This is a genomic window from Ekhidna sp. (genome assembly GCF_040220215.1).
Taxonomy (GTDB): Bacteria; Bacteroidota; Bacteroidia; order Cytophagales; family Cyclobacteriaceae; genus Ekhidna.
On sequence record NZ_JAVJTR010000016.1, the window covers coordinates 821919 to 846380 of the forward strand.

General features: G+C 40.0%; 23 protein-coding genes. 8 read left to right on the forward strand and 15 right to left on the reverse strand.

Annotation, left to right across the window (positions count from 1 at the left end):
* Positions 1-17: 17 nt before the first annotated feature.
* The gene (locus RIC88_RS12495; protein WP_350217927.1) at positions 18-689 is read right to left on the reverse strand and encodes a protein-L-isoaspartate(D-aspartate) O-methyltransferase; all 672 of its coding nucleotides are present in this window, start codon (positions 687-689) and stop codon (positions 18-20) included.
* A 23-nt stretch (positions 690-712) separates the two neighbouring features.
* On the opposite strand from RIC88_RS12495, the gene RIC88_RS12500 reads away from it, so the two are divergent.
* A complete protein-coding gene (locus tag RIC88_RS12500; RefSeq protein WP_350217870.1) occupies positions 713-1294 on the forward strand; it encodes a riboflavin synthase in 582 nt (193 codons plus the stop codon).
* Positions 1295-1999 (forward strand): LytR/AlgR family response regulator transcription factor, encoded by a 705-nt coding sequence (locus RIC88_RS12505; RefSeq protein WP_350217871.1) that lies wholly within the window; start codon positions 1295-1297, stop codon positions 1997-1999.
* A gap of 13 nt (positions 2000-2012) precedes the next feature.
* Here RIC88_RS12505 and hemF read toward each other — a convergent pair whose 3' ends face one another.
* Entirely contained in the window at positions 2013-2915 is a 903-nt protein-coding gene (gene hemF / locus RIC88_RS12510; protein ID WP_350217872.1) for an oxygen-dependent coproporphyrinogen oxidase, read from the reverse strand.
* Positions 2915-5428: a translocation and assembly module lipoprotein TamL gene (gene tamL / locus RIC88_RS12515; protein WP_350217873.1), complete on the reverse strand. Its 2514-nt coding sequence runs from the start codon at positions 5426-5428 to the stop codon at positions 2915-2917. Before tamL ends, hemF begins: the two co-directional genes overlap by 1 nt.
* Before the next feature lie 5 nt (positions 5429-5433).
* On the opposite strand from tamL, the gene RIC88_RS12520 reads away from it, so the two are divergent.
* Positions 5434-6168, forward strand: a complete 735-nt coding sequence (locus RIC88_RS12520) for a TrmH family RNA methyltransferase (protein WP_350217874.1) — start codon at positions 5434-5436, stop codon at positions 6166-6168.
* Here the strand turns inward: RIC88_RS12520 and pgi are convergent.
* From pgi to trpS, 4 genes are all read right to left on the reverse strand, one after another.
* Positions 6147-7736, reverse strand: a complete 1590-nt coding sequence (gene pgi / locus RIC88_RS12525; protein ID WP_350217875.1) for a glucose-6-phosphate isomerase — start codon at positions 7734-7736, stop codon at positions 6147-6149. The genes RIC88_RS12520 and pgi overlap by 22 nt on opposite strands.
* 12 nt (positions 7737-7748) lie before the next feature.
* Entirely contained in the window at positions 7749-8756 is a 1008-nt protein-coding gene (locus RIC88_RS12530) for a calcium/sodium antiporter (protein WP_350217876.1), read from the reverse strand.
* 114 nt (positions 8757-8870) lie between these two features.
* Complete coding sequence (locus RIC88_RS12535) at positions 8871-10595, reverse strand: phospho-sugar mutase (RefSeq protein WP_350217877.1); 1725 nt, start codon at positions 10593-10595, stop codon at positions 8871-8873.
* Complete coding sequence (gene trpS / locus RIC88_RS12540) at positions 10588-11559, reverse strand: tryptophan--tRNA ligase (RefSeq protein WP_350217878.1); 972 nt, start codon at positions 11557-11559, stop codon at positions 10588-10590. Before trpS ends, RIC88_RS12535 begins: the two co-directional genes overlap by 8 nt.
* 77 nt (positions 11560-11636) lie before the next feature.
* Here trpS and RIC88_RS12545 point away from each other — a divergent pair, with 77 nt between their 5' ends.
* On the forward strand, positions 11637-12707 hold the full coding sequence (locus RIC88_RS12545; RefSeq protein ID WP_350217879.1) for a DUF1573 domain-containing protein: 1071 nt from the start codon (positions 11637-11639) through the stop codon (positions 12705-12707).
* Between the two features lie 14 nt (positions 12708-12721).
* On the opposite strand, the gene RIC88_RS12550 is transcribed toward RIC88_RS12545, so the two are convergent.
* Positions 12722-14551, reverse strand: coding sequence for a M1 family metallopeptidase (locus RIC88_RS12550; RefSeq protein WP_350217880.1), 1830 nt, complete (start codon positions 14549-14551; stop codon positions 12722-12724).
* An 81-nt stretch (positions 14552-14632) separates the two neighbouring features.
* On the opposite strand from RIC88_RS12550, the gene RIC88_RS12555 reads away from it, so the two are divergent.
* Positions 14633-14755: a hypothetical protein gene (locus tag RIC88_RS12555; RefSeq protein ID WP_262485934.1), complete on the forward strand. Its 123-nt coding sequence runs from the start codon at positions 14633-14635 to the stop codon at positions 14753-14755.
* A 2-nt stretch (positions 14756-14757) separates the two neighbouring features.
* On the opposite strand, the gene gyrB is transcribed toward RIC88_RS12555, so the two are convergent.
* Positions 14758-16716, reverse strand: a complete 1959-nt coding sequence (gene gyrB, locus RIC88_RS12560) for a DNA topoisomerase (ATP-hydrolyzing) subunit B (protein ID WP_350217881.1) — start codon at positions 16714-16716, stop codon at positions 14758-14760.
* A gap of 305 nt (positions 16717-17021) precedes the next feature.
* Here gyrB and RIC88_RS12565 point away from each other — a divergent pair, with 305 nt between their 5' ends.
* Entirely contained in the window at positions 17022-17816 is a 795-nt protein-coding gene (locus RIC88_RS12565; RefSeq protein WP_350217882.1) for a DUF2490 domain-containing protein, read from the forward strand.
* On the opposite strand, the gene RIC88_RS12570 is transcribed toward RIC88_RS12565, so the two are convergent.
* The 3 genes from RIC88_RS12570 to RIC88_RS12580 are packed head-to-tail and all read right to left on the reverse strand — an operon-like array spanning position 17813 to position 20965.
* Positions 17813-18181, reverse strand: coding sequence for a CoA-binding protein (locus RIC88_RS12570; RefSeq protein WP_350217883.1), 369 nt, complete (start codon positions 18179-18181; stop codon positions 17813-17815). The genes RIC88_RS12565 and RIC88_RS12570 overlap by 4 nt on opposite strands.
* Positions 18178-20013: a toxin-antitoxin system YwqK family antitoxin gene (locus RIC88_RS12575; RefSeq protein ID WP_350217884.1), complete on the reverse strand. Its 1836-nt coding sequence runs from the start codon at positions 20011-20013 to the stop codon at positions 18178-18180. The genes RIC88_RS12570 and RIC88_RS12575 overlap by 4 nt, the downstream gene beginning before the upstream one ends.
* The gene (locus tag RIC88_RS12580) at positions 20006-20965 is read right to left on the reverse strand and encodes a tryptophan 2,3-dioxygenase family protein (RefSeq protein WP_350217885.1); all 960 of its coding nucleotides are present in this window, start codon (positions 20963-20965) and stop codon (positions 20006-20008) included. Before RIC88_RS12580 ends, RIC88_RS12575 begins: the two co-directional genes overlap by 8 nt.
* Positions 20966-21045: 80 nt before the next feature.
* Between RIC88_RS12580 and RIC88_RS12585 the strand changes: the two genes are divergently transcribed.
* Positions 21046-22242 carry an acyl-CoA dehydrogenase family protein gene (locus tag RIC88_RS12585; RefSeq protein ID WP_350217886.1) on the forward strand — a complete coding sequence of 399 codons (1197 nt, stop codon included), beginning with the start codon at positions 21046-21048 and terminating at the stop codon, positions 22240-22242.
* A gap of 50 nt (positions 22243-22292) precedes the next feature.
* Here RIC88_RS12585 and RIC88_RS12590 read toward each other — a convergent pair whose 3' ends face one another.
* Positions 22293-22826, reverse strand: coding sequence for a DUF3124 domain-containing protein (locus tag RIC88_RS12590; RefSeq protein WP_350217887.1), 534 nt, complete (start codon positions 22824-22826; stop codon positions 22293-22295).
* Between the two features lie 27 nt (positions 22827-22853).
* Positions 22854-23036 (reverse strand): hypothetical protein, encoded by a 183-nt coding sequence (locus RIC88_RS12595; RefSeq protein ID WP_350217888.1) that lies wholly within the window; start codon positions 23034-23036, stop codon positions 22854-22856.
* A 305-nt stretch (positions 23037-23341) separates the two neighbouring features.
* Between RIC88_RS12595 and RIC88_RS12600 the strand changes: the two genes are divergently transcribed.
* Positions 23342-23578 (forward strand): hypothetical protein, encoded by a 237-nt coding sequence (locus RIC88_RS12600; RefSeq protein ID WP_350217889.1) that lies wholly within the window; start codon positions 23342-23344, stop codon positions 23576-23578.
* A 15-nt stretch (positions 23579-23593) separates the two neighbouring features.
* Here the strand turns inward: RIC88_RS12600 and RIC88_RS12605 are convergent, their stop codons facing one another.
* Complete coding sequence (locus RIC88_RS12605) at positions 23594-24406, reverse strand: purine-nucleoside phosphorylase (protein WP_350217890.1); 813 nt, start codon at positions 24404-24406, stop codon at positions 23594-23596.
* Between the last annotated feature and the right edge of the window lie 56 nt (positions 24407-24462).

The following is a 24462-nucleotide window of genomic DNA, read 5'->3' on the forward strand; positions in this document are numbered from 1 at the left end:
AAATACTTTCTCAAATATTAATCCCCGCCATTGGCGGGCCAGCCTTTTGTGCCCCGCAAAGGTACGAAGCTAAAATGGTCGAATTGCTTCTTTTTTATTTTGTTTTCGTCGACTTTCTGGATCAAAACCATAGATTGTATGTCATTGTTCCCAACAGGGATTACAAGTCTTCCGCCGATTTTCAATTGCTGAATGAGCTCATCCGGTACAGTTGGTGCCCCGGCTGTCACAATGATCCCATCATAAGGAGCGAAGCGTGACAGTCCTTTTGATCCATCCCCCTGGTACATGTGTGGTTGATAGCCGAGTTTGGGAAGAAATCGTATGGCTTTTTGGTAGAGTTTTTTCTGATATTCAATGGTGTAAACTTTTGCCCCCATCTCCAACAACACACAAGCCTGATAGCCGGAACCAGTTCCTATCTCCAGGATTTTATCTCCCGGTTTCACTTGCAAAAGCTGCGTTTGAAAAGCTACGGTATAGGGCTGACTAATGGTTTGTCCTGCATCTATGGGAAAAGCTTTATCCTCGTATGCGTGTGAGTCAAAGATTTTGTCAAAAAAGTAGTGTCGTGGAATCTTGTTAATGGCATGAAGTACACCTTTATCCCTTATGCCTTTTTTGGCAATTCCCAAAACCAATTGCTTTCGTAATCCCTTATGCTTGTAGGTATCTTCCAATTCACTTATTTTGAAGCTTAAATTTAACAAGCGTGTTTACAGGAATAGTTGAAACTGTAGGGAAAGTAGAAGAAATTCGTCAGGATGGCTCCAATGTGGACTTTATTATCTCTTCTTCAATTTCAGATGAGCTAAAAATTGATCAAAGTGTATCGCACAATGGCGTGTGCATGACAGTGACCAAAGTGGCTGAAGGGAAGCACTGGGTGACTGCCATTGATGAAACAATGAGAAAATCAGTGTTGGGAAAGCTTAAAGTGGGTAGCCAGGTAAACCTGGAAAGATGCATGAAAGCGGATGGGCGGTTTGACGGACACATTGTGCAGGGTCATGTAGACACTACAGCCAGGGTGACAGAAATAAAAGATGAGAATGGAAGCTGGTTGTTCGGTTTTGAGTTGAAAGAAGAAGGGTTAGTGGTGGAAAAGGGGAGCATTTGTGTCAACGGTATCAGCCTAACTTGTTTTAACGTAGAAAAAAAATACTTTTCTGTAGCAATAATTCCATATACATTTGAACATACCAACTTCAATCAGCTAGCAGTTGGTAGCTCGGTAAATATTGAATTTGATATTATCGGAAAGTATATTCACGTAATCGTAAATAGAAAATAAATGGCTCTCAATTGCATGGTAGTGGATGACGACAAGATGTCGCGTCTGGTAATAAAAAAATTCATTGATAAGACTGACTCACTGGTTTTAACACACGATCTGGACAATACGCAGGAAGCACATGACATCCTGTTGGGTGAAAGTGCCAATGATGTAGATATTGTTTTCCTGGATATCGAGATGCCAGGCATGAGTGGGTTGGAGTTGGTCAAAGATTTACAACATGCATATAATGTAATTCTTGTTACTTCAAAGAGTGAATATGCCATTGAGGCGTTTGAGGATGCAGTGGCTGATTACCTGGTGAAGCCAGTGGAATACGAGCGCTTTATAAAGGCGGTAAATAAGGTTAAAGAAAACCTTGAGAAGGAGAAAGCGATTGCTGAGCAGGAAGATCACATTTATGTAAAAAGCGATGGTAAGCTTTACAGATTGAGCTATAATAATATTTTGTTCGTGGAAGCGCTGGCCGATTATGTCATATTTAACACCGCTTCCGGTAAAAAACACATTGTTCATCACACCATGAAGGGCATTGAAAAGCGATTACCTGAAAGTATTTTCAGCAGGGTGCATAGAAGCTACATTATCAACCGAAATAAGATTGATAAGATAGAAGATTTGCAAGTGCACATTGGAGAGAAAACCTTCTCAATCGGTGCTTCATACAAAGAGTCGTTGATGGATAGATTCAATCTTCTCTAGTGCAATAGGAGTATTAAGTATTGATCCAATCAATTCCTCTTTTGAGAAGACTGAGTGTTTCTCTTTGTAAATCATTTGCTGGCTGATGATCATATTCCCAGTTTGCTTCCGGAGGAAGACTCATTAGGATAGATTCAGTACGCCCATTGGTGTCCAAACCAAACTTGGTACCTTTATCATGCACCAGGTTAAATTCAACATATCTACCCCTACGAATTTTTTGCCAGATTTTATCTTCCTGACTCCATTTCCTATTCTTTAAGTCTTGGACTGCATCCTTGTAGGCTGGTATAAAAGTTTCTGCAACATCCTGAACAAATCGCCACTGGTCGGCTTTTGACCTTCCGTCATTGTCATTAATTCTGTCAAAAAAAATGCCGCCAATGCCACGGGTTTCATTTCGATGTTTTACAAAAAAGTATTCGTCGGCCCACTGCTTAAATTTTTTATAGAATTCAGGTGAATGTTTGTCACAAGTCGTTTTAAGATGTTGATGGAAATTTCTTGCTTTTTCAGATATCACATAATGAGGAGTCAAATCAATGCCACCACCAAACCACCAAACCCCGTTGCTCATTTCGAAATAGCGAACGTTCATATGAATGATAGGAACCCAGGGATTTTGTGGGTGTAGCACTATGGAAACACCTGTAGCAAAAAAATCTGCTTGAGGTAGGTTCAAAGCCTTAAGGATTTTATCAGGTGTAGGGCCGGAAACAGCAGAGAAATTTACACCTCCTTTTTCAATTAATTTTCCATCTTTTAGGACTCGGGATCTTCCGCCACCACCCTCCGGACGATCCCATTTATCTTCTTTGAAAGAGGACTGGCCATCCAGCTTTTCCAGCGAGTAACAAATGTTATCCTGCAAATTTTTAAACCAATTGGCTATTTCTGTTTTTGAAATTTCTTCCATTAGAATGGGTATCCTATACCAATGTTTATTTCCGTGTTTCTATTAAAATGTGAAAAGAGTTCATTTCCCACAAAACGCTCCCCTGGCTTTTGAGCCGGGTCTATAAGTTTTATCCCAAGGTCAACCCGGAAGATAAGAAACTGCAGATCGAAACGAAGGCCCACACCAGTTCCTACAGCCATCTCCTTAAGAAAATCTTTTCTGAAAAGGCCATCATCACCATGCACATCTTCTCCGACCAAAGACTCCCTTACTTGCCAGATATTACCAGCATCTATGAAGACGGCACCATCAAGAAAGCCCACCAGGTTTTGACGTAACTCTATACTCGATTCAATCAGTAAATTGCCTTGCTGCTCATTTCTATAGTCTACCTCATCAGTAATGATGTCATTTTGCTCAATAAATTCCCCGTAGGCCCCTGGCCCCAGGCGCCTTGGCCTCCAGGCACGTATACTACTACTTCCTCCGGCAAAGAAGTATTTTGTGTATGGCAGTGATTTATTATCACCATAAGGATATGCTAAACCAATATTAAGCCTAAAGGCGAGATTTGTATTTCGGGTGAGCCGTTCAATCTTACGTAAGTCAATTTGAACTTTAGCAAACTGATAAGTTTCCAAACTATCCCCAAAAAAGGAATTAATAGAATTACCAAGTATATCACCTCCTAATTCTGCGTTAAAACGGACATATCCTCCATCCTGCCCATGTGCATAATCGCCAATAGATAAGTCCGCTTGAAAAGCAGTGGTGCTAACTATACCTGGCTTGAACGCAAGGCCATAAGGGTTATTGGCTTCAATTAGGCTGTCGATGAGCAAAGCAAAATCCCCAATGGTATTAGCATCTGTCAAACTTAACTGTAATGGTGTCAGAGAATATTTTATTTGATCCCTGACCTGCCAGCTATAAGACCAGCGTGCAGTATACTCTTGTCTTCGATACTCATCTACCCGATCCTCAAAGGCATAACTGAGGGATAGCCGGGTCTTTGGGTTGAAACTACCGATTTTGTTTTTATAGTATGACCCCAATGGAAACAAAAACTGAGGAAAAGTTATTGCTCCTTCAGCGCCGAATTGGCGTGAAGTATATATCCCATCAAAATCTGTATTATCGCCCCTGATCGAGCGTAAATCCTCAAGTTTAGCGTTGGCATCAAAACTCAATATTTCCAGCGTGCGAAAAGTGTTTCTATTCTTGAGGTTGATATTGACAAATGGCCCAGGCCTTCCTTGTGTTCTGGACAAGCCAAACTCACTGGATGTTTGAAATCTATCAAATGGAGAGGTGAATATATTAGCTACAAAATGATTTCCAGTTGTATCGTAATTGATATTTATGAACTTATAGTTATCTAGATAAGATAGCTGTCTTTGTGTTTCCAATGTCAAATCCCGGCTGTAAGGATCATCTTGTTCCAATGAGATCCGCCATTCTAAAACTTTCTCTGAATATCTATTCTTAGCAAAACTGAATGTAATGTCCCTGTATTTTTCCTGGGTTCGATCGTATGTTTCGCTGATGCTTGCTTCGGAGATAAAAACAATCGAGTCGATATAGAATATTTTATGATTGTTTTCTCCCGGTGGGTTCTTTACAACCTCCCTTACTATCAGCGAATCAGGCCCTAGCTGCAAGGAGTCGATTTGGAAGCCTATAAATTGCTTTGAAAATTCATAATATCCGTTATTGACTGCCAGGTTGTAGATGAAGTCCCGTTCTTCGCTTAAAATTTCCTGGTCATAGTACCCTTTTTTCAGCGGGGATTCTTCGATATTTTCAAAAATCAACGCACGGAGCACCGTGTCTTCAATTTGATATTGGATAGAATCAATCACAAACCTTGAATTCAGATTAACCTGATATTCCAGATTGATGTAGCCATCCTTCGCTCCAAACCATCCGCTTACCCAGTTTCTAAGATCCCTGCCAAATTTTCCAACAGAACTCAAACTATCGTAGGTTGCAGTATCAATTCGAACTTTAGCATCAAAGTAGCCTTTTGCGGCCAAGAATTGATCAATTTTTTCTGACGTAAGCCGGGTGCTACCGTGATTGTAGATGGCTAGCGGCTCACCCCATCTCATCAATTGATTTCCTTGTTTTACTTTCCTGTTTTTTTTGTCGTATTTTTTTGCCTTTTTATTGCGAAGCTTCTGCTTTTTCTTATCCGTGCTGGCGGCTGCAATTTTGCTATCAAATTTTACTGCCAGCGAGTCCCTTTTGGCGATTGCTTTCTGTTGATTATAACCGGGAAATATCCATCCATTTTCTCCGAGTTGATACAAGTGGGCCAGATGGGTAAATGGGTATCCAAAAAGGATTCGACTATTATTTTGTTGTTCATAGAGGGCCTTGGCATTATCTTTCAATGAACCGGATAATCCAACAACTTTTTGTTTAGCTAGAATGTGCTCATCACCTTTTAAAAACTTAGAGCCAAGGCATGAGGTTAAGAATATGCCTGCGAATAATGATATTTGGCTTAGTTTAAAAAATTGCTTCAAATCAGATGCTCTCTAGGAAGGATCAGAAATTTATAAAATCGCTCAAAGTTAAGAAGTACCGCACTCGTGAGGAATGCTTTTTGATAGAAGGCGCAAAAAATGTGCAAGAGTTGGTTCAATCTGATTTTGAAATTGAAATGGTGGTTGGAACGGAGGAGTTTTTTTCTTTGAATTTGAAAAGCGCAAAGCATAGAAATGAAATTGTAAAAGCAGATTTATTGGGACAGTTGGGCACTTTTAAAACCAATGAGGATGCAATCGCTATTGCTCGAATGAAAAGTTGGACGTTGGAAAACGTTCAATTTAATGACTACTTATTTGTGTTAGATGGTGTTGGTGACCCTGGGAATATGGGTACGATCATTCGAACTTTGGATTGGTTTGGCTTCAATCAGCTTATTTGCTCAACAGACTGTGCGGAATTTTACCATCCTAAAGTGATTAATAGTTCGATGGGATCATTTACAAGAGTGAAGGTAATCTCAACTGATTTGAAAGCGTTCTATGATATAAATGGATTACAAGTCCTTTCAGCAGATATGAAAGGGACTGCAATAGAAAAACTAGCTATTGAGCAACCTAAGGTGATTGTAATGGGGAGTGAATCTCACGGTATTGGTGAAATCTCCAGAAGATATACCTCTGAGTTTATAAGCATTCCCCGTTTGGGAAACGCTGAATCCTTAAATGTAGGTATTGCAACAGGAATAATCGCGAATCACTTACGCATGGATCGGTAAACCTGCATCAATGACTGAGTTGAAGGGTCGTGTTTGCCATCTTTCACTTCTTTTATTTCAGTCAGGATAGGTTTTGAAAGCTGCTTGCCCAGTTCTACGCCCCACTGGTCGAAGCTGAAAATATTCCAAATAATTCCCTGAACGAAAACGCGATGCTCATAATAAGCGATTAGTTTCCCCAAATTTTTAGGAGAGAGTTCTTTTATGAGGATACTTGTGGATGGCCTGTTCCCCTCGAAAACCTTAGAATTAACTAAAATCGGATTTGCACCATCTTCAACTTCTTCAAGAACCTGTTGTTTAGTTTTTCCAGTCAAAAGTGCCTCCGATTGGGCAAAGAAGTTGGCCAAGAGTTTTTCATGATGATCTGCATAACCATGGGCCGGATTGGCAATGCCTATAAACTCGCATGGTACCACTTTAGTACCCTGATGGATCAATTGATAAAAGGCATGTTGTCCATTTGTTCCGGGCTCACCCCAGATTAAAGGTCCCGTCTGGTAATTCACCTTATTCCCGGCTCGATCAATATATTTTCCATTGCTCTCCATATCTACCTGTTGTAGGTAGGAGGGTAGGTATCTCAGCCTATGATCGTATGGTAAAATAGCCATAGAATGGTAGGCCATGAAATTATTATACCATATACCAATAAGAGCTGAAATTACAGGCAGGTTTTCGGATAGTTTGGCTTTTCTAAAGTGATCATCCATTGCTTTAGCGCCGGATAGCAGTGCCTCAAACTGATCATAACCAATTGTACAAGAAATACTTAACCCAATTGCAGACCAAAGAGAAAATCTACCGCCTACCCAGTCCCAAAATTCGAACATGTTTTCACTGGATATGCCAAAATCATTCACTGCCCTTTCGTTTGTGCTGACCGCCACAAAGTGTTTGGCAATCGTTTGCTCACTGCCGCCATTTTTAAGGAACCAATCACGGGCTGAGAACGCATTGGTAATGGTCTCCTGGGTAGTGAATGTCTTTGAAGCAATAATAAACAGGGTGGATTCTGGATTTAGATTCTCCAGTGTTTCATCAAGCTGTGCTGCATCTACATTTGAAATGAAGTGTGGCTCAATATTTTTCCAATATGGTTTCAGGGCATAAGTAACCATTTTAGGTCCCAAGTCTGACCCTCCAATCCCTATGTTTACCACGTCGGTTATTCCTTTCCCGGTATACCCTAGCCACTCATGAGAATGTAGCATGTTACAGAAAACCTGTATTTTTTTTAACTCGCGATTTGCTTCTTCGCTTTCTTTTCCCCTCAGTGCTACATGTAGTACTGACCTTTCTTCTGTCTCGTTTATTTCATCTCCTTCAAACATGCGTTTGATGCTTTCAGGTAGTTTACACTCTTCGGCCAATCCAACTAGCTGCTGAAGTATGTCGGTTGAAACTTCATTTTTTGAAAAATCGAAATAAAAATCACCTGATTCGAATGTAAGCTGATCATTGCGAAATTTGTCTTTTAGCAAATCACTAATATTTGCTTTGTTACGAGCAAGTTCGTCGAGTTTTGCCCAGGACTTGGTCGTCGTTGGGTCAATTTTTGGTAACATGATAAAAGCTGTTTAAAATAATCCTGGAAGGATATCTTCCCTTACAAAAAGGTAATATGAGTAAGCCACAAAGCCAATCAGATAAACCATACCTTCTGCCCTGTCAAGTTTGTATTTATTGAGTGTAAACATGAACAGGAACAGCATCAAAGTTCCGATCATCACAATATAAAGATCAGTATTAAGTGATGGGGTGTAGACAAGTGGCGAATGAACAATTGCTGTGGTGCCTAGGACAAGTAGCAAATTGAAAATGTTGGATCCTACTATATTCCCAACAGCTAAATCTGATTTCTTATGGAAGGCAGCTACTGCAGATGTTGCCAGTTCCGGTAATGATGTTCCGGCAGCAAGTATGGTCAGGCCGATCATCTTGTCACTTACATCATAAAACTTTGCAATCGTTACGGCATTTTCGACAATAAGATTTCCCCCGAATACCAGGCCTACTATTCCCAGAACAATCATGATGGTCGTCTTCAAGCTTCCGTGAATCTCAATATCCTCAACTTCTGCTTCAGGATTCCTACTCAAATTCATGAAGATGTAAATAAGGAAAAGTGCAAACATGATCAGCAGCACGATACCATCTTTCACACCGAGGGAGTTTATGTCCCCATCAAAGAAAAGCACATCATTAACTAGAATAAAAAAGATAAAAGTGGCTAATAGAGAATAAGGAACTTCTTTCCATAGCGCGTTTCGCTCTACGGTGAGTGGGTAAATGATTGCAGATATACCCAGTATCAAGAATATGTTGAAAATATTGGAACCGATGATGTTACCAAAAACCACTTCATTAGCGCCACTTCCAGCATCTTGTACAGATCCGGAGATTATATTGACCACTAATTCCGGTGCTGAGGTACCCATAGCTACCACGGTAAGACCGATGGCTATATCAGAGACATTGAATCTTTTAGCAAGAGAAGAGGCTCCATTGACCAAGTAATCAGCCCCTTTGATCAGTAGGACAAACCCTACAACAACAAGAAAAAAGTTTAATGCTACGCTACTCAATTCAGTTTTCGGTTAGATTGGTGACTCCTGTTTGAAAGACTAGTCTAAATATAGTTTCTAGTCTTCGCAAATTAACACTTTTGATTTATTTAATCCAATTATATTAGTGTAGGATCACAAATTCAAGTCTTTCAGTAAGTTATGGACTTTATTTTTTAAATTTTTCTCTGCTTCGAAGTAGTTATCACTTTCAAATCCTCCCCTAACAGAGAAGTAGAATTTAATTTTCGGTTCCGTGCCTGAAGGTCGAATGCTTACTTTCGTTCCATCTTCTGTAAGATATTGAAGAACGTTTGATTTCGGAAAACTGATCGGCTCCTTTTTTCCATTGGTATGATTTATTATTCCTTCCTGATAATCAATGATCTGAGTGACTGGTGATCCCGCTAAAGTGTGAGGAGGTTGTGATCGAAAATCATCCATCATTGTTCTTATTTCTTCCGCTCCTTTTATCCCCTTCTTAGTAATTGATTTGAGTTCCTCATAGTAGAATCCATACTTTTTATATATCTCTATAAGCAGTTCAAAGACGCTTAATCCTTGCTGTTTTGCCCAGGCAGAAAGCTCTGCAATCATCACACTACTGGCTACAGCATCTTTGTCCCGTACTTCTTCGCCAATCATATAGCCATAGCTTTCCTCGCCACCACCAATGAATAATTCTTTGCCTTCTTTAGTACGAATTAAATCAGCGATCCATTTAAAGCCTGTGAGCGTATCATAGCAATTGACGTTGAAGCTTTGTGCAATATCACGGATCAATTCAGTCGTAACAATTGTTTTACCAATGTATTCATTGCCTTTCAGCCCTTTTTCATTGGTTTTAACAATCAGGTAGTATACCAAAAGTGCTCCGGTTTGATTTCCGTTTAAAAGTTGGAATTCACCTTTTGTATTTTTTACTGCAATTCCTACCCTGTCAGCATCAGGATCTGTTGCCATCACAATGTCCGCATCGGTGGTTTCCGCTTTTTTCAATGCCAAAGACATTGCTTCGGTTTCTTCAGGATTGGGATAAATGACAGTCGGAAAATTACCGTCAGGGACTTTTTGTTCCTCAACTACATGGATATTGGTAAAGCCAAGCTCCTGAAGAGCTCTCGGTACCATGGTTATTCCCGTTCCATGAATAGATGAAAAGACAATCTTAATGTCACCATGCTCCCGGATGGCATCCGGGGATAAAGACAAACCCTTAATCATATCCAGATAAGACCTATCAAGCGTATCACCAATTTTACTGATTAAAGAAGGGTTAGCGGTGAAATTAATCTCATCAATGGATTGTATTTTATTGACCTCTTTTATGACATTTTTGTCATGAGGGGGAACCAACTGTCCACCATCAGACCAATACGCTTTATATCCATTATACTCTTTAGGATTGTGTGAAGCGGTGATTACGACACCCCCTTTACAATCCAGGTGTCTAATAGCAAAGGATAGCTCGGGAGTTGGTCTTAAATCTTCAAACAGAAATACTTTAATTCCATTCGCTGAAAAAACATTAGCTGTGGTTTCTGCAAAGAGCTTGCTATTGTTTCTGCTGTCATAAGCAATTGCCACTTTGACCTCACTTGAAAATTCACTTTTCAGATAATTCGAAAAGCCCTGGGTCGCCATCCCAACCGTATATTTATTTATTCGATTGGTTCCAATTCCCATAATTCCCCTTAGACCTCCTGTTCCAAATTCCAAGTCCTGAAGAAATGATTCATCTAACTCCTCGGGCGATTCTAAAAGCTCCAGAATCTCCTTTTGAGATGTCTCGTCCATATTAGCTGCGTTTAGCCAATTGTTTGCTTTTTGTCTTGCTTCCATTTCCCTTATCTCAGGCATAGCCTAATTTTTTCTTTACTCTCGTTAAAACTTTTTCAGCTATTTCAGCTGCTTTTTTCTCACCTTTCTGGAGTTCATTTTCGAGCTCATCCAGGTTGTTTATATAGTAATCATATTTTTCTCGCTCACCTCTAAACTTATCCAACAAAAGCTCAAAGAGCTCCTGCTTAGCATGGCCATATCCATAGTTGCCACCCTCATATTTCTTACGCATTTCATTCACCTGACTATCCGATGCAAGCAATTTGTACATGGAAAAAACATGACATGTATCCGGATTTTTAGGTTCCTCGATAGGGGTACTATCGGTTACGATTTGCATGACGTTTTTTCTTAGTTTTTTCTCCGGCTGGAAAACATCGATGATATTTCCATAACTCTTGCTCATTTTTTGACCGTCTGTGCCAGGTATGGTCATCACAGTATCATCTATAAGTGATTCGGGGATAACAAATGTTTCTCCAAACTGATGATTAAACGCAGAAGCAATATCACGGGTCATTTCCAAATGCTGCTTTTGATCTTTCCCAACAGGCACATAGTTGGCATCATAAAGTAAAATATCGGATGCCATTAATACAGGGTAATCAAACAATCCGGCATTCACATCTGCCAATCGATCGGACTTATCTTTAAACGAGTGCGCGTTGGCCAACATTGGGAAAGGTGTAAAACAATTAAGGTACCACGTTAACTCGCAGCATGCAGGTACTCTGGATTGTCTGTAAAAGGTATTGGTTGAAGTATCAAACCCACAAGCCAACCAAGCGGCTGCAACTGCGTTTACGTTTTCTGTGCGTAGTTTCGCATCTTTGATGGTGGTAAGGGAGTGTAAATCCGCTATAAAAAAGAAGGATTCATTATCCTTGTTTTTAGATAATTCTATAGCGGGTATAATAGCCCCTAAAAGGTTGCCTAAATGAGGTTTACCAGAGCTTTGGATACCTGTGAGTATTCGTGCCATTATTTAAAAATTTGTGCAAACCTATATAATTTGAGGCTTTGTATTTGAGCCGGGGAAACTGTAAAATGAAATTGAAAATGAGGGATTTTTTTTCTGCGATCATCATGCTGGGTTTTATTACAGCATTTGGTCAGTCAAAATTGGTGTTTGAAGTAACTGATTACAACTTCGGGGATATTCATGAAGCGGGTGGATCAGCCGAATATACATTTAACTTTGTGAATAATGGTGAAGAACCAATCAAAATCACAAACGTGAAAGCTTCTTGCGGATGTACCACACCTGGATGGACAAAAGAGGAGGTAATGCCGGGAGACTCAGGATTCGTAATTGCAAAATACAACCCTAGCAACAGGCCGGGAAAGTTTAGGAAATCGCTTCGAATCACAACCAATGATGCATCATCGAATCAAACTTTATACATTTCAGGCTTTGTAAAAACAAAACCAAAAACCCCAGAAGAAGAGTTTCCAGTATTGGCGGGTGATTTTAGGCTGAAATACAGAGGCTTAAATATTGGCAAAATCACTACAGAAAAACCGGTTGAAAAAACATTTGATGTATTCAATTATTCGGACACCACAGCTGTTTTGAATCCGGAAGAAATGATAATCCCGGATCATATTGAAGTTACTTTGATGCAGGAGTTTCTAAATCCAAGAGAGGTAGGGCAGATTAAAATCACCTATGATCCTGTTAAAAAGAATGATTTTGGGTTTGTGAGTGACAATATTAAGCTCAGTGCTAACTCGGAGGAAGACTTATCAGTAATTGCCGTTATTGAGGAATACTTCCCTGAAATGACAGCCGAAGAATTGGACAATGCGCCTAAGCTTGAAATTTCAAGCAGATCTTATGATTTTGGAAGGGTAGCTGCCGGCGCAGTTTTGGAATCGGAATTTGAGCTAACAAACACAGGTAAGGAAAAGCTCGAGTTACGCGCAGTGAAGTCAAACTGTGGATGTATTACCTATGATTTAAAAAAGAAAGGTATCAAAAAAGGAAAAAGCCAAATGCTTAAAGTCTCGTTTGATACCTCTGAGATGCAGGGAAATCAGTACAAGTCGATCACGATTTACTCAAATGACCCAGTAACACCTACACAAATAATTACCATAAAAGGGAAAGTAGAGAAATCAGAAAATTAAAAACTGGAAGAAGGTTATTCCTTCTCCCAGATATTATTTCCCCTGTTCACATCTGCCATATATCCACTTTCATCAATCCTAATAGATTCGATTTCAGCAAGTGGTTTTTCAATTGTAAACTGATAGGTGGGATGTGTCCATGACCAGTCCGGAAGAATCACTCTTTCCAATCCAGATTCGTTTTCTTTTTCGCCACGCATCATTGAAAGCGGAGCATAATATATTTTCCGGGATCCGTCGACAAAAGTGACATAAACGTCCATTGGCATAGGCATTTTCCCTTTTCTTTCAAGGTCAACTATTGTTTTTCCCTCTGCCTCTGATACCGATCCTATTGCGTAATCAATGGTGTGTGTAGTATTTACCCAATAGTCCAGGTACCAGTCTAATTCAATGTCAGACTCTTTTTCAAAAACCCGAATCCAATCATACATTTCCGGGTGTTTAAATCTCCACTGGTAGTAGTATTTCTTCAGTGCAGAGGCTGTTGCAGACTCACCTATAATGTAGTTCAATTGTGCTAAGGCTACCGCCCCCTTGGTGTAGGCTGCCAGTGAATAGGCAAAATTTGTAGAATAGTGATCAGAATGGGTACTCATCGCCTCTTCCTTGCCGCTATTTACCAGATAAAAATAAGCCTTGTATTTGCTGTCCCAAATGTTCTGGGAGTTATTTAAGTTCGCAATTGTTTTCGTTTCCGCATACTCAGTGAATCCTTCATCCATCCATGCGTAGTAACTTTCGTTCGTCGCTAACAATCCCTGGTACCAGCTATGTAAGGCCTCATGAACGGTAACACCAAGTAGGCTTTGTATACTTCTTTCTCCGGTAATTAGGGTAGCCATCGGGTACTCCATTCCACCATCACCACCTTGAATGACAGAATAGTGAGGATAAGGATACTCGCCGAAGTTTGCTTGAATGTATTCGAAAGCCTTAGCCGTTAATGCCGGAAGCTCTTCCCACGCTTGAGTTTTTACTCCCTTTTGGTAGAAGAAATGCAACTCTGGGCCTCCGTCAACCATAGCTGTAGTGTGGGTGTAATCAGGGTCGGCTGCCCACACAAAATCGTGAACTCTTTCAGCCTTAAACTTCCAGGTTATTTTCTTCTCTTTCCTCTTCACATCAACACCCTCATCTTCATATCCATACCCAATTTCATTTGGATTTTGCAGAATACCAGTGGCAGCAACCACATAATTCTTATCAATACTGAGGTTTACTTCAAAGTCCCCCCAGGGTGCATAGAATTCACGAGCTACATACGGGTGAGCATGCCAGCCTCTCTCATCATACTCTGCCATTTTTGGAAACCACTGAGCCATGCTGTAGTCAATACCTTCTGCATTGTTCCTGCCGCTACGGCGGATTTGAACAGGCACTTGACTTTGAAAATTCATATCGAAAATCGTTGTTGCGCCCGGTAGAATAGGGTCTGCTAAAGAAACTTCTAAAACAGTCCCTTCAACTTGATAATCTAATGGTTTACCATCCTGTTTTAATGATTGGATCTTGTGGAACCCGATCTCTGAATCATCCAATTTTGAAATACGATCCATCACACGCCCGTCCGGATCCTCAATTGTCCTGCTACGGGTATCCATCATGCTGCCCGGCTGGAAAGCATTGAAGTATAGGTGGTAAAATACTCTATCAAGCGTATCAGCGCTATTATTATAGTATTTTAATGTTTGAGAACCTGTAAACTGATGGTTTTTCACATCAAAATCAATATCCATTTTGTACTCAACTCTTTGCTGCCAGTAGTTCTGTGAGTATGAAATCGACGCGTAACAACCAAATAATAGTAGGAAAAATACTTTCTTAATAAAATTATATTTCATAACTGAAAATTAGTTTAACATATCTTCATCTTTCCGGTTAATAAAAACGTATATTGAATAATTGATTAACCTGAAGATTATATGGAAAAAATTTTAGACTTTTTTCTTCTGATCATTTTCGCTTTTGGTTCAGCTATCCTCTTTACGTTCGCCGTAATTTGGAAGTTCATCCAGGCAATGTATCAGATACTTTTATCCAAGTAAGTTTATACGTCAACTTTGGCGTATTTCGCATTTTTCTCAATAAACTCACGACGTGGCGCTACTTCGTCACCCATTAGCATTGAGAATAAATGATCTGCTTCCGCAGCTGACTCTATAGTTACTTGCTTAAGAGCTCTATGTGCAGGATCCATCGTGGTAGTCCATAATTGCTCCGGATTCATTTCGCCAAGACCTTTATATCGCTGCACACTTACCGCATCCTCTTTTCCGTTAGGAGCAACCTCTTTGACCGTTTTCACCCTATCATCTTCCGACCAGGCATAACGCTCAGTCTTTCCTTTCTTGATTAAATAAAGTGGCGGTAATGCGATATACAAGTATCCTTTTTCAATGAGGGCTCGCATATATCTGAAAAAGAATGTCAATATTAATGTACGGATATGGCTTCCATCAATATCAGCATCTGTCATGATGATAACTTTATGATATCGAAGTTTTGCCATGTTCAGCGCTTTTTCATCTTCTTCTGTACCAAATGAAACACCGAGCGCGGTGATCATGTTTTTGATCTCCTCATTGTCGTATATTTTGTGCTCCTGTGCTTTTTCTACATTTAGAATTTTACCTCTAAGTGGCAAAATGGCCTGAAACTTACGATCTCTTCCTTGCTTAGCTGACCCTCCTGCAGAATCACCCTCTACCAAATAAAGCTCACATACTGCAGGGTCTTTATCAGAGCAATCAGCGAGTTTACCCGGAAGTCCGGTTCCGGAAAGCACGTTTTTGCGCTGAACCATCTCACGAGCTTTACGAGCTGCATGCCTGGCTTGAGCAGCTATGATAACTTTAGAAACGATTTGCTTAGCCTCTTTTGGGTGCTCTTCCAGATACTCATTGAGTATTTCACTCACGCAAGTGTCGACAGCTCCCATCACATCAGAGTTTCCAAGCTTGGTCTTGGTTTGACCTTCAAATTGAGGTTCGGCTACTTTCACGGAAATCACTGCCGTAAGGCCCTCTCTAAAGTCATCACCGGATATTTCAACCTTTACTTTATCAAGCAATCCTGACTTATCCGCGTAGCTTTTAAGGGTTCGTGTCAAGGCACGTCTGAATCCTGAAACATGCGTACCACCTTCAATGGTATTGATATTGTTAACATACGAAACCACATTTTCAGTATAGGATGTATTGTAGCTTATCGCTACCTCTACCGGAACTGCTCCTTTACTACCTTCCATGTAAATAGGTTCAGGTATTAGGCTTTCGCGCGTAGAATCCAGATAGGCTACAAATTCTGAAAGTCCACCTTCCGAATGAAAGGTCTCCTTTGCTGGTTCATTGTTATCATCAAGATTCCGATGATCTATCATGTGTATGGTAATTCCAGCATTCAGGAATGACAACTCCCTTAACCTGGAAGCGATGGTTTCTGAATTGTAGTGATTGGCGCTGAAAATATCCATATCAGGCTTGAACTGGATGATCGTTCCGCTAATATCAGTTTTACCAATTTCTTTAACAGGAGCCTGAGGCACACCTATTTTGTATTCTTGTCTATAGATTTTTCCGTCACGATGCACAGTAGCTACCAAATTGGAAGATAGGGCATTCACACATGATACACCTACCCCGTGGAGACCACCTGAAACCTTGTAAGTATCCTTATCGAACTTACCACCGGCGTGAAGGACAGTCATCACGACTTCCAATGCGCTTCGATTTTCTTTTTTGTGGATGTCAATTGGAATACCACGACCATTATCAGTTACAGTGATAGATTCATCTGTATTGATTTCAACAGTAATGGTGTCGCAGTGGCCCGCTAATGCTTCATCTATAGAGTTATCCACGACTTCCCAAACCATGTGGTGAAGCCCTTTCAACCCAATATCCCCAATGTACATTGCCGGTCTTTTCCTCACAGCTTCCAGACCTTCTAAAACCTGTATATTACTGGCAGAATAATCCCCTTTTTTGTTTTGCTTATTTTCTTCCATGTGCAGTGATTAAAAACAGTCTTAAGAGCTTAAATCGATAGAATTCCGAATATTTTTCAAGTGCCTCTCAAGTGTTTAAAATGAAGTATTTTTCAAAGGTCAAAAGTACTAAAAATATCTCGATCTTGAGAGGTTTTTGATGCTTTAAATTGACGTTTTCAAATCAATTAAAAATCAACATTTTTAATCGAGCCTTCATTCTGATTTTTAGCGAGACAAAACGCGTAGGGCAATTATTTTATCCCCAAAAATTAAATTTTCTCCTTTAAATAGTTCAATTTTGGAGCGACCTAACCGCTATGGATATGAATCACATTTTTAGGGTCACTACGTTGGTATGTCTCCTTTCTACCACCTCACTTTTTTCTCAATCGCCACCACTTCCGCAAGAAAAGCAAATCAGTACTTCAGATGGCGTTTGGTTGGGCTTTTATACCAAGTACCACTTCAATGAAAAGTGGGCTTACTATGGTGAGTATCATATAAGAAGAAAAAATGGTTTTGAGGATATGGCTCAAATCTACCTGAGATTCGGAGCTACATACACCATCACCACATATTTGGATTTCACTGCGGGGCTGGTGCTTCCATTTTATTGGGCACCAAACCCTGAAGACCCAAACGTTGATAACATTGTGCCGCAATATCGTTTTTGGCAACAAGCAGTGTTGGCAACTCCATTTGAGCATATTAAGGTTTTTCACCAATTACGTACAGAGCAACGATGGCGTAGGGACTATGTGAAAGACTCGCCATTTGAACTAACACATCGTTTTAGGTACAAACTGACTTTATATGTGCCATTAAATAAACCGGCATTTGAAAATCACACGCTTTTCATTTCATCCTACAATGAGATATTTATTCAGGCAGGGGAGTCGATCGTATATAACCATTTAGAGGATAATCGAGCGTTTGTTGGTCTTGGTTACAATCTAAGTGAGCAGTTTCAAGTGCAAGGCGGTTACATGTTTTCTTATCGTCATAAAGGATCTCCCTATCACTATGAAAAGCGCCACATTTTTCGCTTGAGCTTGTATCACCATATGGATTTACACCTACACAGGCACAGAGAGGAGCGTCCAATTCCTATTCATTAGAATAGACCATTTCCAAGCATTACCAGTGTGCAGGCATTAAGCACTTCAATTCCTTTTGTGGAAGCTTTTTGTGCAAGTGAAGGGTTTTCCGAGCCTGGATTAAATATGATTCTTTTTGGTTCGAGAGAAATGATATAATCTTCCCACTCATTTTGATTTTGGGGTCCAATGTACATGGTCACTGTATGGATTCCTTTATCATGAGGCATTGTTCGAATATCTAAGATATCTGCTCCAAACACTTGTCCTTTCTTGATCCCAATAGGTACGATTTCATGGTTGTGAGCTTTGAGTCTTTCTGCAGCCAGATAGGCATATCTGGCGGGGTTAGTAGTGGCTCCCATGATAACAGTTTTTTTGCTCATTGCGTCTTGCTTTTACTTTTTGTCAATGCAAACCCAATGTTCAGTCCAAAAATGATAGGGAAATGAACGGAGGATTTAATTTCCTGATCAAAGTAATTGTCTAAGACCTGAATAGGTTCATATTGTTTTTTGAAAGACCTTGCCGAAACACCTACACCTAAAAAAGCGTCGATGGTAAGCCCGGAAGAGCCCGGATCTTTCATCCACCTATTACCCACAAATAGCCCATAACCGTATGATGTCTCTACGAGGTTACCAAACCTCCTCGGCATTTGTATGATAAGAGTGTCTGTATGATTTACCTGATTATTTAGGTACTTAAAGTTGACCTCATGACCAAAATAGAACATTCCAAGCTTGGAATCAGCATGGTAAAACTTTTGTCTGAAATGGACTTTGGCACCCCTCCGATACACCTGATAATCACTAATATCACTGTCCGGTGTGAAAAAGGGTGACCGAAGCATATCGAATTGAATCTCGTAACCCAAACGCTCCTGAATGTAATATTCCAAAGCGAACGGCAATTGGTCATCTGCAAGCCAGATTGGATTTGAACCTATTATGATTCCCTTATATTCATTGACCCGAGGAAGAAAATATCTTAGACCTCTTTTTTCAGGGTGATAGTTAGGTTTATCAAGGGATTCCTTGTCAATTTCATCGCTGGTGATCCTGGTTTTGAAAATAGGTTTTTCGTTTTCATAAATGGGACGATAAGTGCCCGCGGTAGTGCCGTCCGGGTTGTACAAGATCCATTCACCAACTCGTTTATCATCTTTTATTTGTCCCTGCATTTTAATGGTTCCATCAGGATAGTATCCGATGTACTTACCTTCACCTTCCTGTAGATCGGCCTCACCCTCCAAATGCCCTTTTTCACTATAGTAGTGCCACTTTCCAGACTTTTTGCTATCTAAGATTTGACCTTTGGATTTTTGACTCCCGCTGGGATAGTACTCATTAAATATTCCGCTTCCTTCATCATATTGGGCTTCACCCATCACCTCACCCGTAGGATAATAAAGCTTCCAGTATCCGTCCTTGTTGTCATTGATGACTTTACCGGATTGGCTGATCTGACCATTTTCATGAAAATATTGCCAATCGCCATATCTAGATCCATTCCGGTAGGTTCCTTTGGCTGCTCTTTCACCATTTTTATGATAATAAGTCCATTCACCTGATTTCAACCCATCTTCAAAACCTCCAATCGCTTCAATCTCCCCGGTTTCATAGTAATAGATCCATTCACCCTCACTTTTTTCGTCTACATTTTTTCCTTCCATTCGACGAGAACCCGATGGGTAAAACTCTGTATAGGTTCCTGTCCTGTTTTCAATAATAGATTGCGCTTTTATTGAACCGTCTTCATAGAAATAGTTCCAAATACCGATTTTACTATCTTTTTTATAATTTCCATTGCTCTTTTCCCCACCTGTTTCATAGTAAAACTTCCACTGACCTTCCTTGGAGTTTCCATTTAAAATACCTTCAGATTTAATGTTTCCATTTTCATAGAAATACTTCCATTTCCCGTTCGGAACTCCCTTCTTGAATCGTCCTTCAGCTTTCTTTCTGCCGTTTTCATAATAATAGTTCCAAACACTATCAGCTTTGTCTTTTTTGTACCAGCCATAGGTTTTTAATGATCCATTCAGGTAGAAAGATTCGTAGGGACCTTGGAGAGAAGAATCTTTCAGTGAGTAATGATAGACTTCCTGTATTTTGGTACTATCTGCATCAAAGTAGTTTTTTCCTTGCTTGATTTGTGCTAACAATAGATTGGTAGCAGCAAGGAAGATGGCGATATAGCCACCCAGTCTATGCATGCGTGCTGGATAATACCCTTTTAAATTTCTGACCCCACTCCTGCATTTCTTCCTGCGTCCACAGCTCAGGATAAAAAATAATTCTTTGCCTTCTTGGAGGAAGATATTTCTGCCAATTGGTCCCTCCGGATGCTTTGATTACTTCAGGGTCACGTTGGAGGTATCGGGTGGCTGATTTTAAGTGTTGTAATGGCCAATCCACATTGGCCTTTTGGTCTAATTTTTTCATTTCTGAAATGATATCCTCATTCCCCTCATAATGATCTTTATATTTCTGTAGGAGATTGCATTCTTTTACGTTTTCTCCCAGTTCTATAAACTCTTTGCCGTATTTCGACTCAAACTGCTTCAGGGTCAATGTTTTTTTTCCGGTTGCCAACTCTGTAGCTCCGGCTTTCCAATACAGCGACTCATAAAGTTCCGGGATTTCATTTACGTTCTTCAATTCCTCTCTTTTCTCAAGGTTCAGCAGGTTTTTAAAATCGGTGGAGAGAATCTCCAACTTTCGATACTGCGCAGACTGAAAACCGCTGGCGGGAAGGAGGGCCATACGGAATGCAAGGAACTGGTCCTGATCCATTCCGTCAGTCATCACATCAAAAGAATCAATTAAGTGATCCAGGTAGCGATTTATCCTCTTTAAACGCTTTTGAAAGAGTTCTTCATCTATCGGGTCGGTAAAAGTTGCCTGCTCCATCTCATTGAGGATCATTCTAAAATAAAGCTCGGTAACCTGGTGATAGAGGATGAAAATTTTCTCGTCTGGAATGGCGGTCCTCGGAGATTGTAAGCTTAAGAGTGTATCCAGGTGGATATAGTCCCAATAGGTGAGGTAGTCCGAATAGAGCAAACCATCTAAATAACTAGACAAATCCTGCCCCATCGCCTCATATTTTTCCTCCAGCTTGTTTAGTTGTTGTAGAATATTTTCATCGATCTTCTTTTCGCCCATCGTAGTTGTTTTTGTTGCGTTTTATGGTTGTAAATTTGGCTCAAAATTTTAACAACTGATATAAAAAACCCTATCCTCTGATGAGTGCAGAAAAACGAAACTTTGTAGACGAATTTGAATCCCCGGACTTTTACGCCCTGGATGATTTGCTAACGGATGAGCATAAGTTGATCCGATCATCGGTCAGGGACTTTGTAAAGAAAGAAATAACTCCTTACATCGAAGGATGGGCTGAGAAGAACCACTTCCCACAGGAGATTGTAAAGAAATTTGGTGAAGTTGGCGCATTTGGTCCGACTGTTCCAGCAGAATATGGAGGAGGAGGATTGGATTACATTTCCTATGGATTGATCATGCAGGAAATTGAGCGTGGGGATTCAGGAATGCGATCAACAGCTTCTGTGCAAGGATCGTTGGTGATGTACCCGATTTATGCGTACGGCTCTGAAGAGCAAAGAAAAAAATATCTCCCCAAACTTGCTTCAGGTGAAATGCTGGGCTGTTTTGGATTGACCGAGCCTAATCATGGGTCCAATCCAAGTGGGATGGAAACTCATTTCAAGGATATGGGGGATCATTACCTGCTCAACGGAGCAAAGATGTGGATTTCCAATTCACCCTACGCTGATATAGCTGTAGTTTGGGCGAAAAATGAGGAAGGCAGAATTCATGGTTTGATTGTAGAGAGAGGAATGGAAGGGTTCACCACACCGGAAACGCATGGCAAATGGTCATTGAGAGCTTCTTGTACAGGAGAACTTGTATTCAGTGATGTAAAGGTTCCAAAGGAAAACCTTCTTCCGGGTAAAAGTGGCTTGGGCGCACCTATGGGTTGCCTGGATAAAGCAAGGTTTGGCATTGCATGGGGAGCAATAGGTGCAGCAATGGATTGCTATGATTCAGCCAAAAGATACTCCTTGGAAAGAGAGCAATTCGGGAAGCCAATCGGGGGGTTTCAGCTTACTCAGAAGAAACTTTCAGAAATGTTAACTGAGATTACAAAAGCACAATTACTTAATTGGAAACTTGGGAAGATGATGGATGAAGGCAAGGCATCTACATCACAGATATCTATGGCAAAACGCAATAGTGTGGAAGTGGCTCTGAATATTGCCAGAGAGGCACGTCAAATACACGGTGGTATGGGTATTACTGGTGAATACCCAATGATGCGCCACATGATGAACCTGGAGTCCGTGGTGACCTATGAAGGAACTCATGATATTCATTTGTTGATCTTAGGAGCAGAAATTACTGGAATTCCTGCTTTCAAGTAAGTAATCAAAACCTTAAAGAAAGAGTAACATTCTTTAAGAATGTTACTCTTTTATTTTAGTGAGTAGCCATCCGTGGAAAAGGCAAACCCTTTATTGCCGTTTTGTCCAACCATGACTGCTTGTATCAGTGGCCGAACGTTTGTGCTTTTAGCACTCAGCTTTACGATGAAATTTGCCCCGGATCCTCCAGCATCATCTTCCCGTTCTATTACATAATTTATGGTTGCCATAGGAGGAAGGCTTATTTGATTGGTCAAGTAGGTTCTTACCAAATCACCAGTAGTATTGAAGTAATCAATTTTTGATATGAAGATAGAGTCCGTACTACTTGTATTTCGGATGCTAAGAGTCGCAGCAAGGAGGGTTTTCTGATTATTTGCATCAAAGTAGATGTCGGAATAGATAGGGACATAAATGACGTCTTCATATTCCATTTCTAGCTTTTTAATCGGATTATCAACTTCAAGAGCAGTCAGTTCATCGGCACCTGTCTCTTCATTTACATTTGGGTCAGGCTTCAAGCAGGAGTTTATTGCAAGCGCAAAAAAAACCAATAATAGTAGATTTGCATTCCTTGATTTCATACTGAAAAGATACAGATAATCCTGCTTTTAAATATCTATTCCATTGGCCATCAATTCTGCTAAAAGTGGGATAATTGACATAATGATCAATTCCATCGCAATGAATTTTTTCATTTTCAAGGCATTCGAAAGCGTCACTTCTTTTGGAGGCTCTTTTATATGTTGCATGAAAACAAGATGAGCGTAGGTATTCAGCGATAGGTTGAGCATGCAAAGTTTTACGACATTCTGTATTGATAGTTATAACCAAAAAGGTCCGACTTGCAAGAAGCAAGAGCCGGACCCAACCAACTATCCTTAGATAGCTCCTATAAATGTTTGAATGATATAGCAGTTCGAGATTAAACACATTCGGTGAGAAGAGATGTATGGATAGATCAAATTCAGCTAAAAATACCCGAAAAAGGGTAGCGTTATTAGTGATTTATTATCATTTGATAAATAAAATACCACTTTTAGGGGATTTACTTTGATGTTAAAGCCTCATATCTTAGCTAAACCTTATCACCACAATCATGAACATAAGATTCATTTTAGTTCTTTCGATATTTGGCCTTTTGATCGCCTCACGATTTAGATTGTATAGAGCCGCTCATATGGAAATGTATGAAGCAAAAGGTATAGAGGTCAATTATTCTGTAATTGATTTGGATGAATTTTGGCCATTTCCAGAAACCATCAGCAAAGCAGATCCTTATATTGGCGAGCTAGAAAAAAAGCTAGCCAAAAACAATGAAGAAATATCACTATAATCTGACTTGGGAAGTCTATAGTTTCTTTATGAGGTCTTTTAGAAGAATCACCAAATCTTTCTCTGCAGCTTTTGCTGTAGCAATGATGTCTTCAATATCAATTGGGTGAAGATTATCCGGATCACATTCATCTGTCAGTACTGAAATAGCTGAAACTGGTAATCCCATTTGATTTGCAGCTATAACTTCAGGAACCGTACTCATACCAACAACATCAGCTCCAATCATCCTTAGAAATCGATACTCAGCTTTAGTTTCCAAACTAGGACCAGTCACAGAGACATAAACTCCTTTGTTCAATTTGATTCCATTTTCTTTAGCAGTGGTCACTAGTTTTTGATTCATTTCAAGGTCATATGGCTGACTCATATCAGTAAAAATCTGACCGAAAGCTGTAGCTTCATGTCCCCTTAAAGGGTTGTCAGGTTGTAGATTGATGTGATCTTCAATTAGCATCAATTCACCTTTTTTCCATTCCAGGTTCATACTGCCGCCCGCATTTGAAATTATTAGTTTCTTAATGCCCAGCATTTGCATCACCCTTACAGGGAATACAATCTGACCCATGCTATGACCTTCGTAGTAATGAAACCTTCCCTGCATAGCGACAACCTTTTTACCTTCAAGCGTTCCATAAATCAATTTGCCTTTGTGAAATTCTACTGTAGCGATAGGGAAGTGCGGGATGTTTGCATACACAAATTCATGCTGAATTTCAATCTCATCTGTAAGTGCACCTAATCCTGTTCCTAAAATGATACCAACCTCAGGATTATCAAACCCTTTTTCTTTTAAAAATTTGACTGCCGCACTTACTTTTTCTATCATTTGCATATTATGTGTGTTGTGTTTTTATCAACTGATTTCTTTAGAAATCTCTAAAT

Coding starts and splice junctions, on each gene's coding strand:
- RIC88_RS12505 (WP_350217871.1), top strand. CDS start 1,295: ATGGCTCTCAATTGCATGGTAGTGGATGACGACAAGATGTCGCGTCTG.
- hemF (WP_350217872.1), bottom strand. CDS start 2,915: ATGGAAGAAATTTCAAAAACAGAAATAGCCAATTGGTTTAAAAATTTG.
- RIC88_RS12520 (WP_350217874.1), top strand. CDS start 5,434: ATGCTCTCTAGGAAGGATCAGAAATTTATAAAATCGCTCAAAGTTAAG.
- pgi (WP_350217875.1), bottom strand. CDS start 7,736: ATGTTACCAAAAATTGACCCAACGACGACCAAGTCCTGGGCAAAACTC.
- RIC88_RS12535 (WP_350217877.1), bottom strand. CDS start 10,595: ATGCCTGAGATAAGGGAAATGGAAGCAAGACAAAAAGCAAACAATTGG.
- trpS (WP_350217878.1), bottom strand. CDS start 11,559: ATGGCACGAATACTCACAGGTATCCAAAGCTCTGGTAAACCTCATTTA.
- RIC88_RS12545 (WP_350217879.1), top strand. CDS start 11,637: ATGAGGGATTTTTTTTCTGCGATCATCATGCTGGGTTTTATTACAGCA.
- RIC88_RS12550 (WP_350217880.1), bottom strand. CDS start 14,551: ATGAAATATAATTTTATTAAGAAAGTATTTTTCCTACTATTATTTGGT.
- RIC88_RS12555 (WP_262485934.1), top strand. CDS start 14,633: ATGGAAAAAATTTTAGACTTTTTTCTTCTGATCATTTTCGCTTTTGGT.
- gyrB (WP_350217881.1), bottom strand. CDS start 16,716: ATGGAAGAAAATAAGCAAAACAAAAAAGGGGATTATTCTGCCAGTAAT.
- RIC88_RS12565 (WP_350217882.1), top strand. CDS start 17,022: ATGAATCACATTTTTAGGGTCACTACGTTGGTATGTCTCCTTTCTACC.
- RIC88_RS12570 (WP_350217883.1), bottom strand. CDS start 18,181: ATGAGCAAAAAAACTGTTATCATGGGAGCCACTACTAACCCCGCCAGA.
- RIC88_RS12575 (WP_350217884.1), bottom strand. CDS start 20,013: ATGCATAGACTGGGTGGCTATATCGCCATCTTCCTTGCTGCTACCAAT.
- RIC88_RS12580 (WP_350217885.1), bottom strand. CDS start 20,965: ATGGGCGAAAAGAAGATCGATGAAAATATTCTACAACAACTAAACAAG.
- RIC88_RS12585 (WP_350217886.1), top strand. CDS start 21,046: ATGAGTGCAGAAAAACGAAACTTTGTAGACGAATTTGAATCCCCGGAC.
- RIC88_RS12590 (WP_350217887.1), bottom strand. CDS start 22,826: ATGAAATCAAGGAATGCAAATCTACTATTATTGGTTTTTTTTGCGCTT.
- RIC88_RS12595 (WP_350217888.1), bottom strand. CDS start 23,036: ATGCTCAACCTATCGCTGAATACCTACGCTCATCTTGTTTTCATGCAA.
- RIC88_RS12600 (WP_350217889.1), top strand. CDS start 23,342: ATGAACATAAGATTCATTTTAGTTCTTTCGATATTTGGCCTTTTGATC.
- RIC88_RS12605 (WP_350217890.1), bottom strand. CDS start 24,406: ATGATAGAAAAAGTAAGTGCGGCAGTCAAATTTTTAAAAGAAAAAGGG.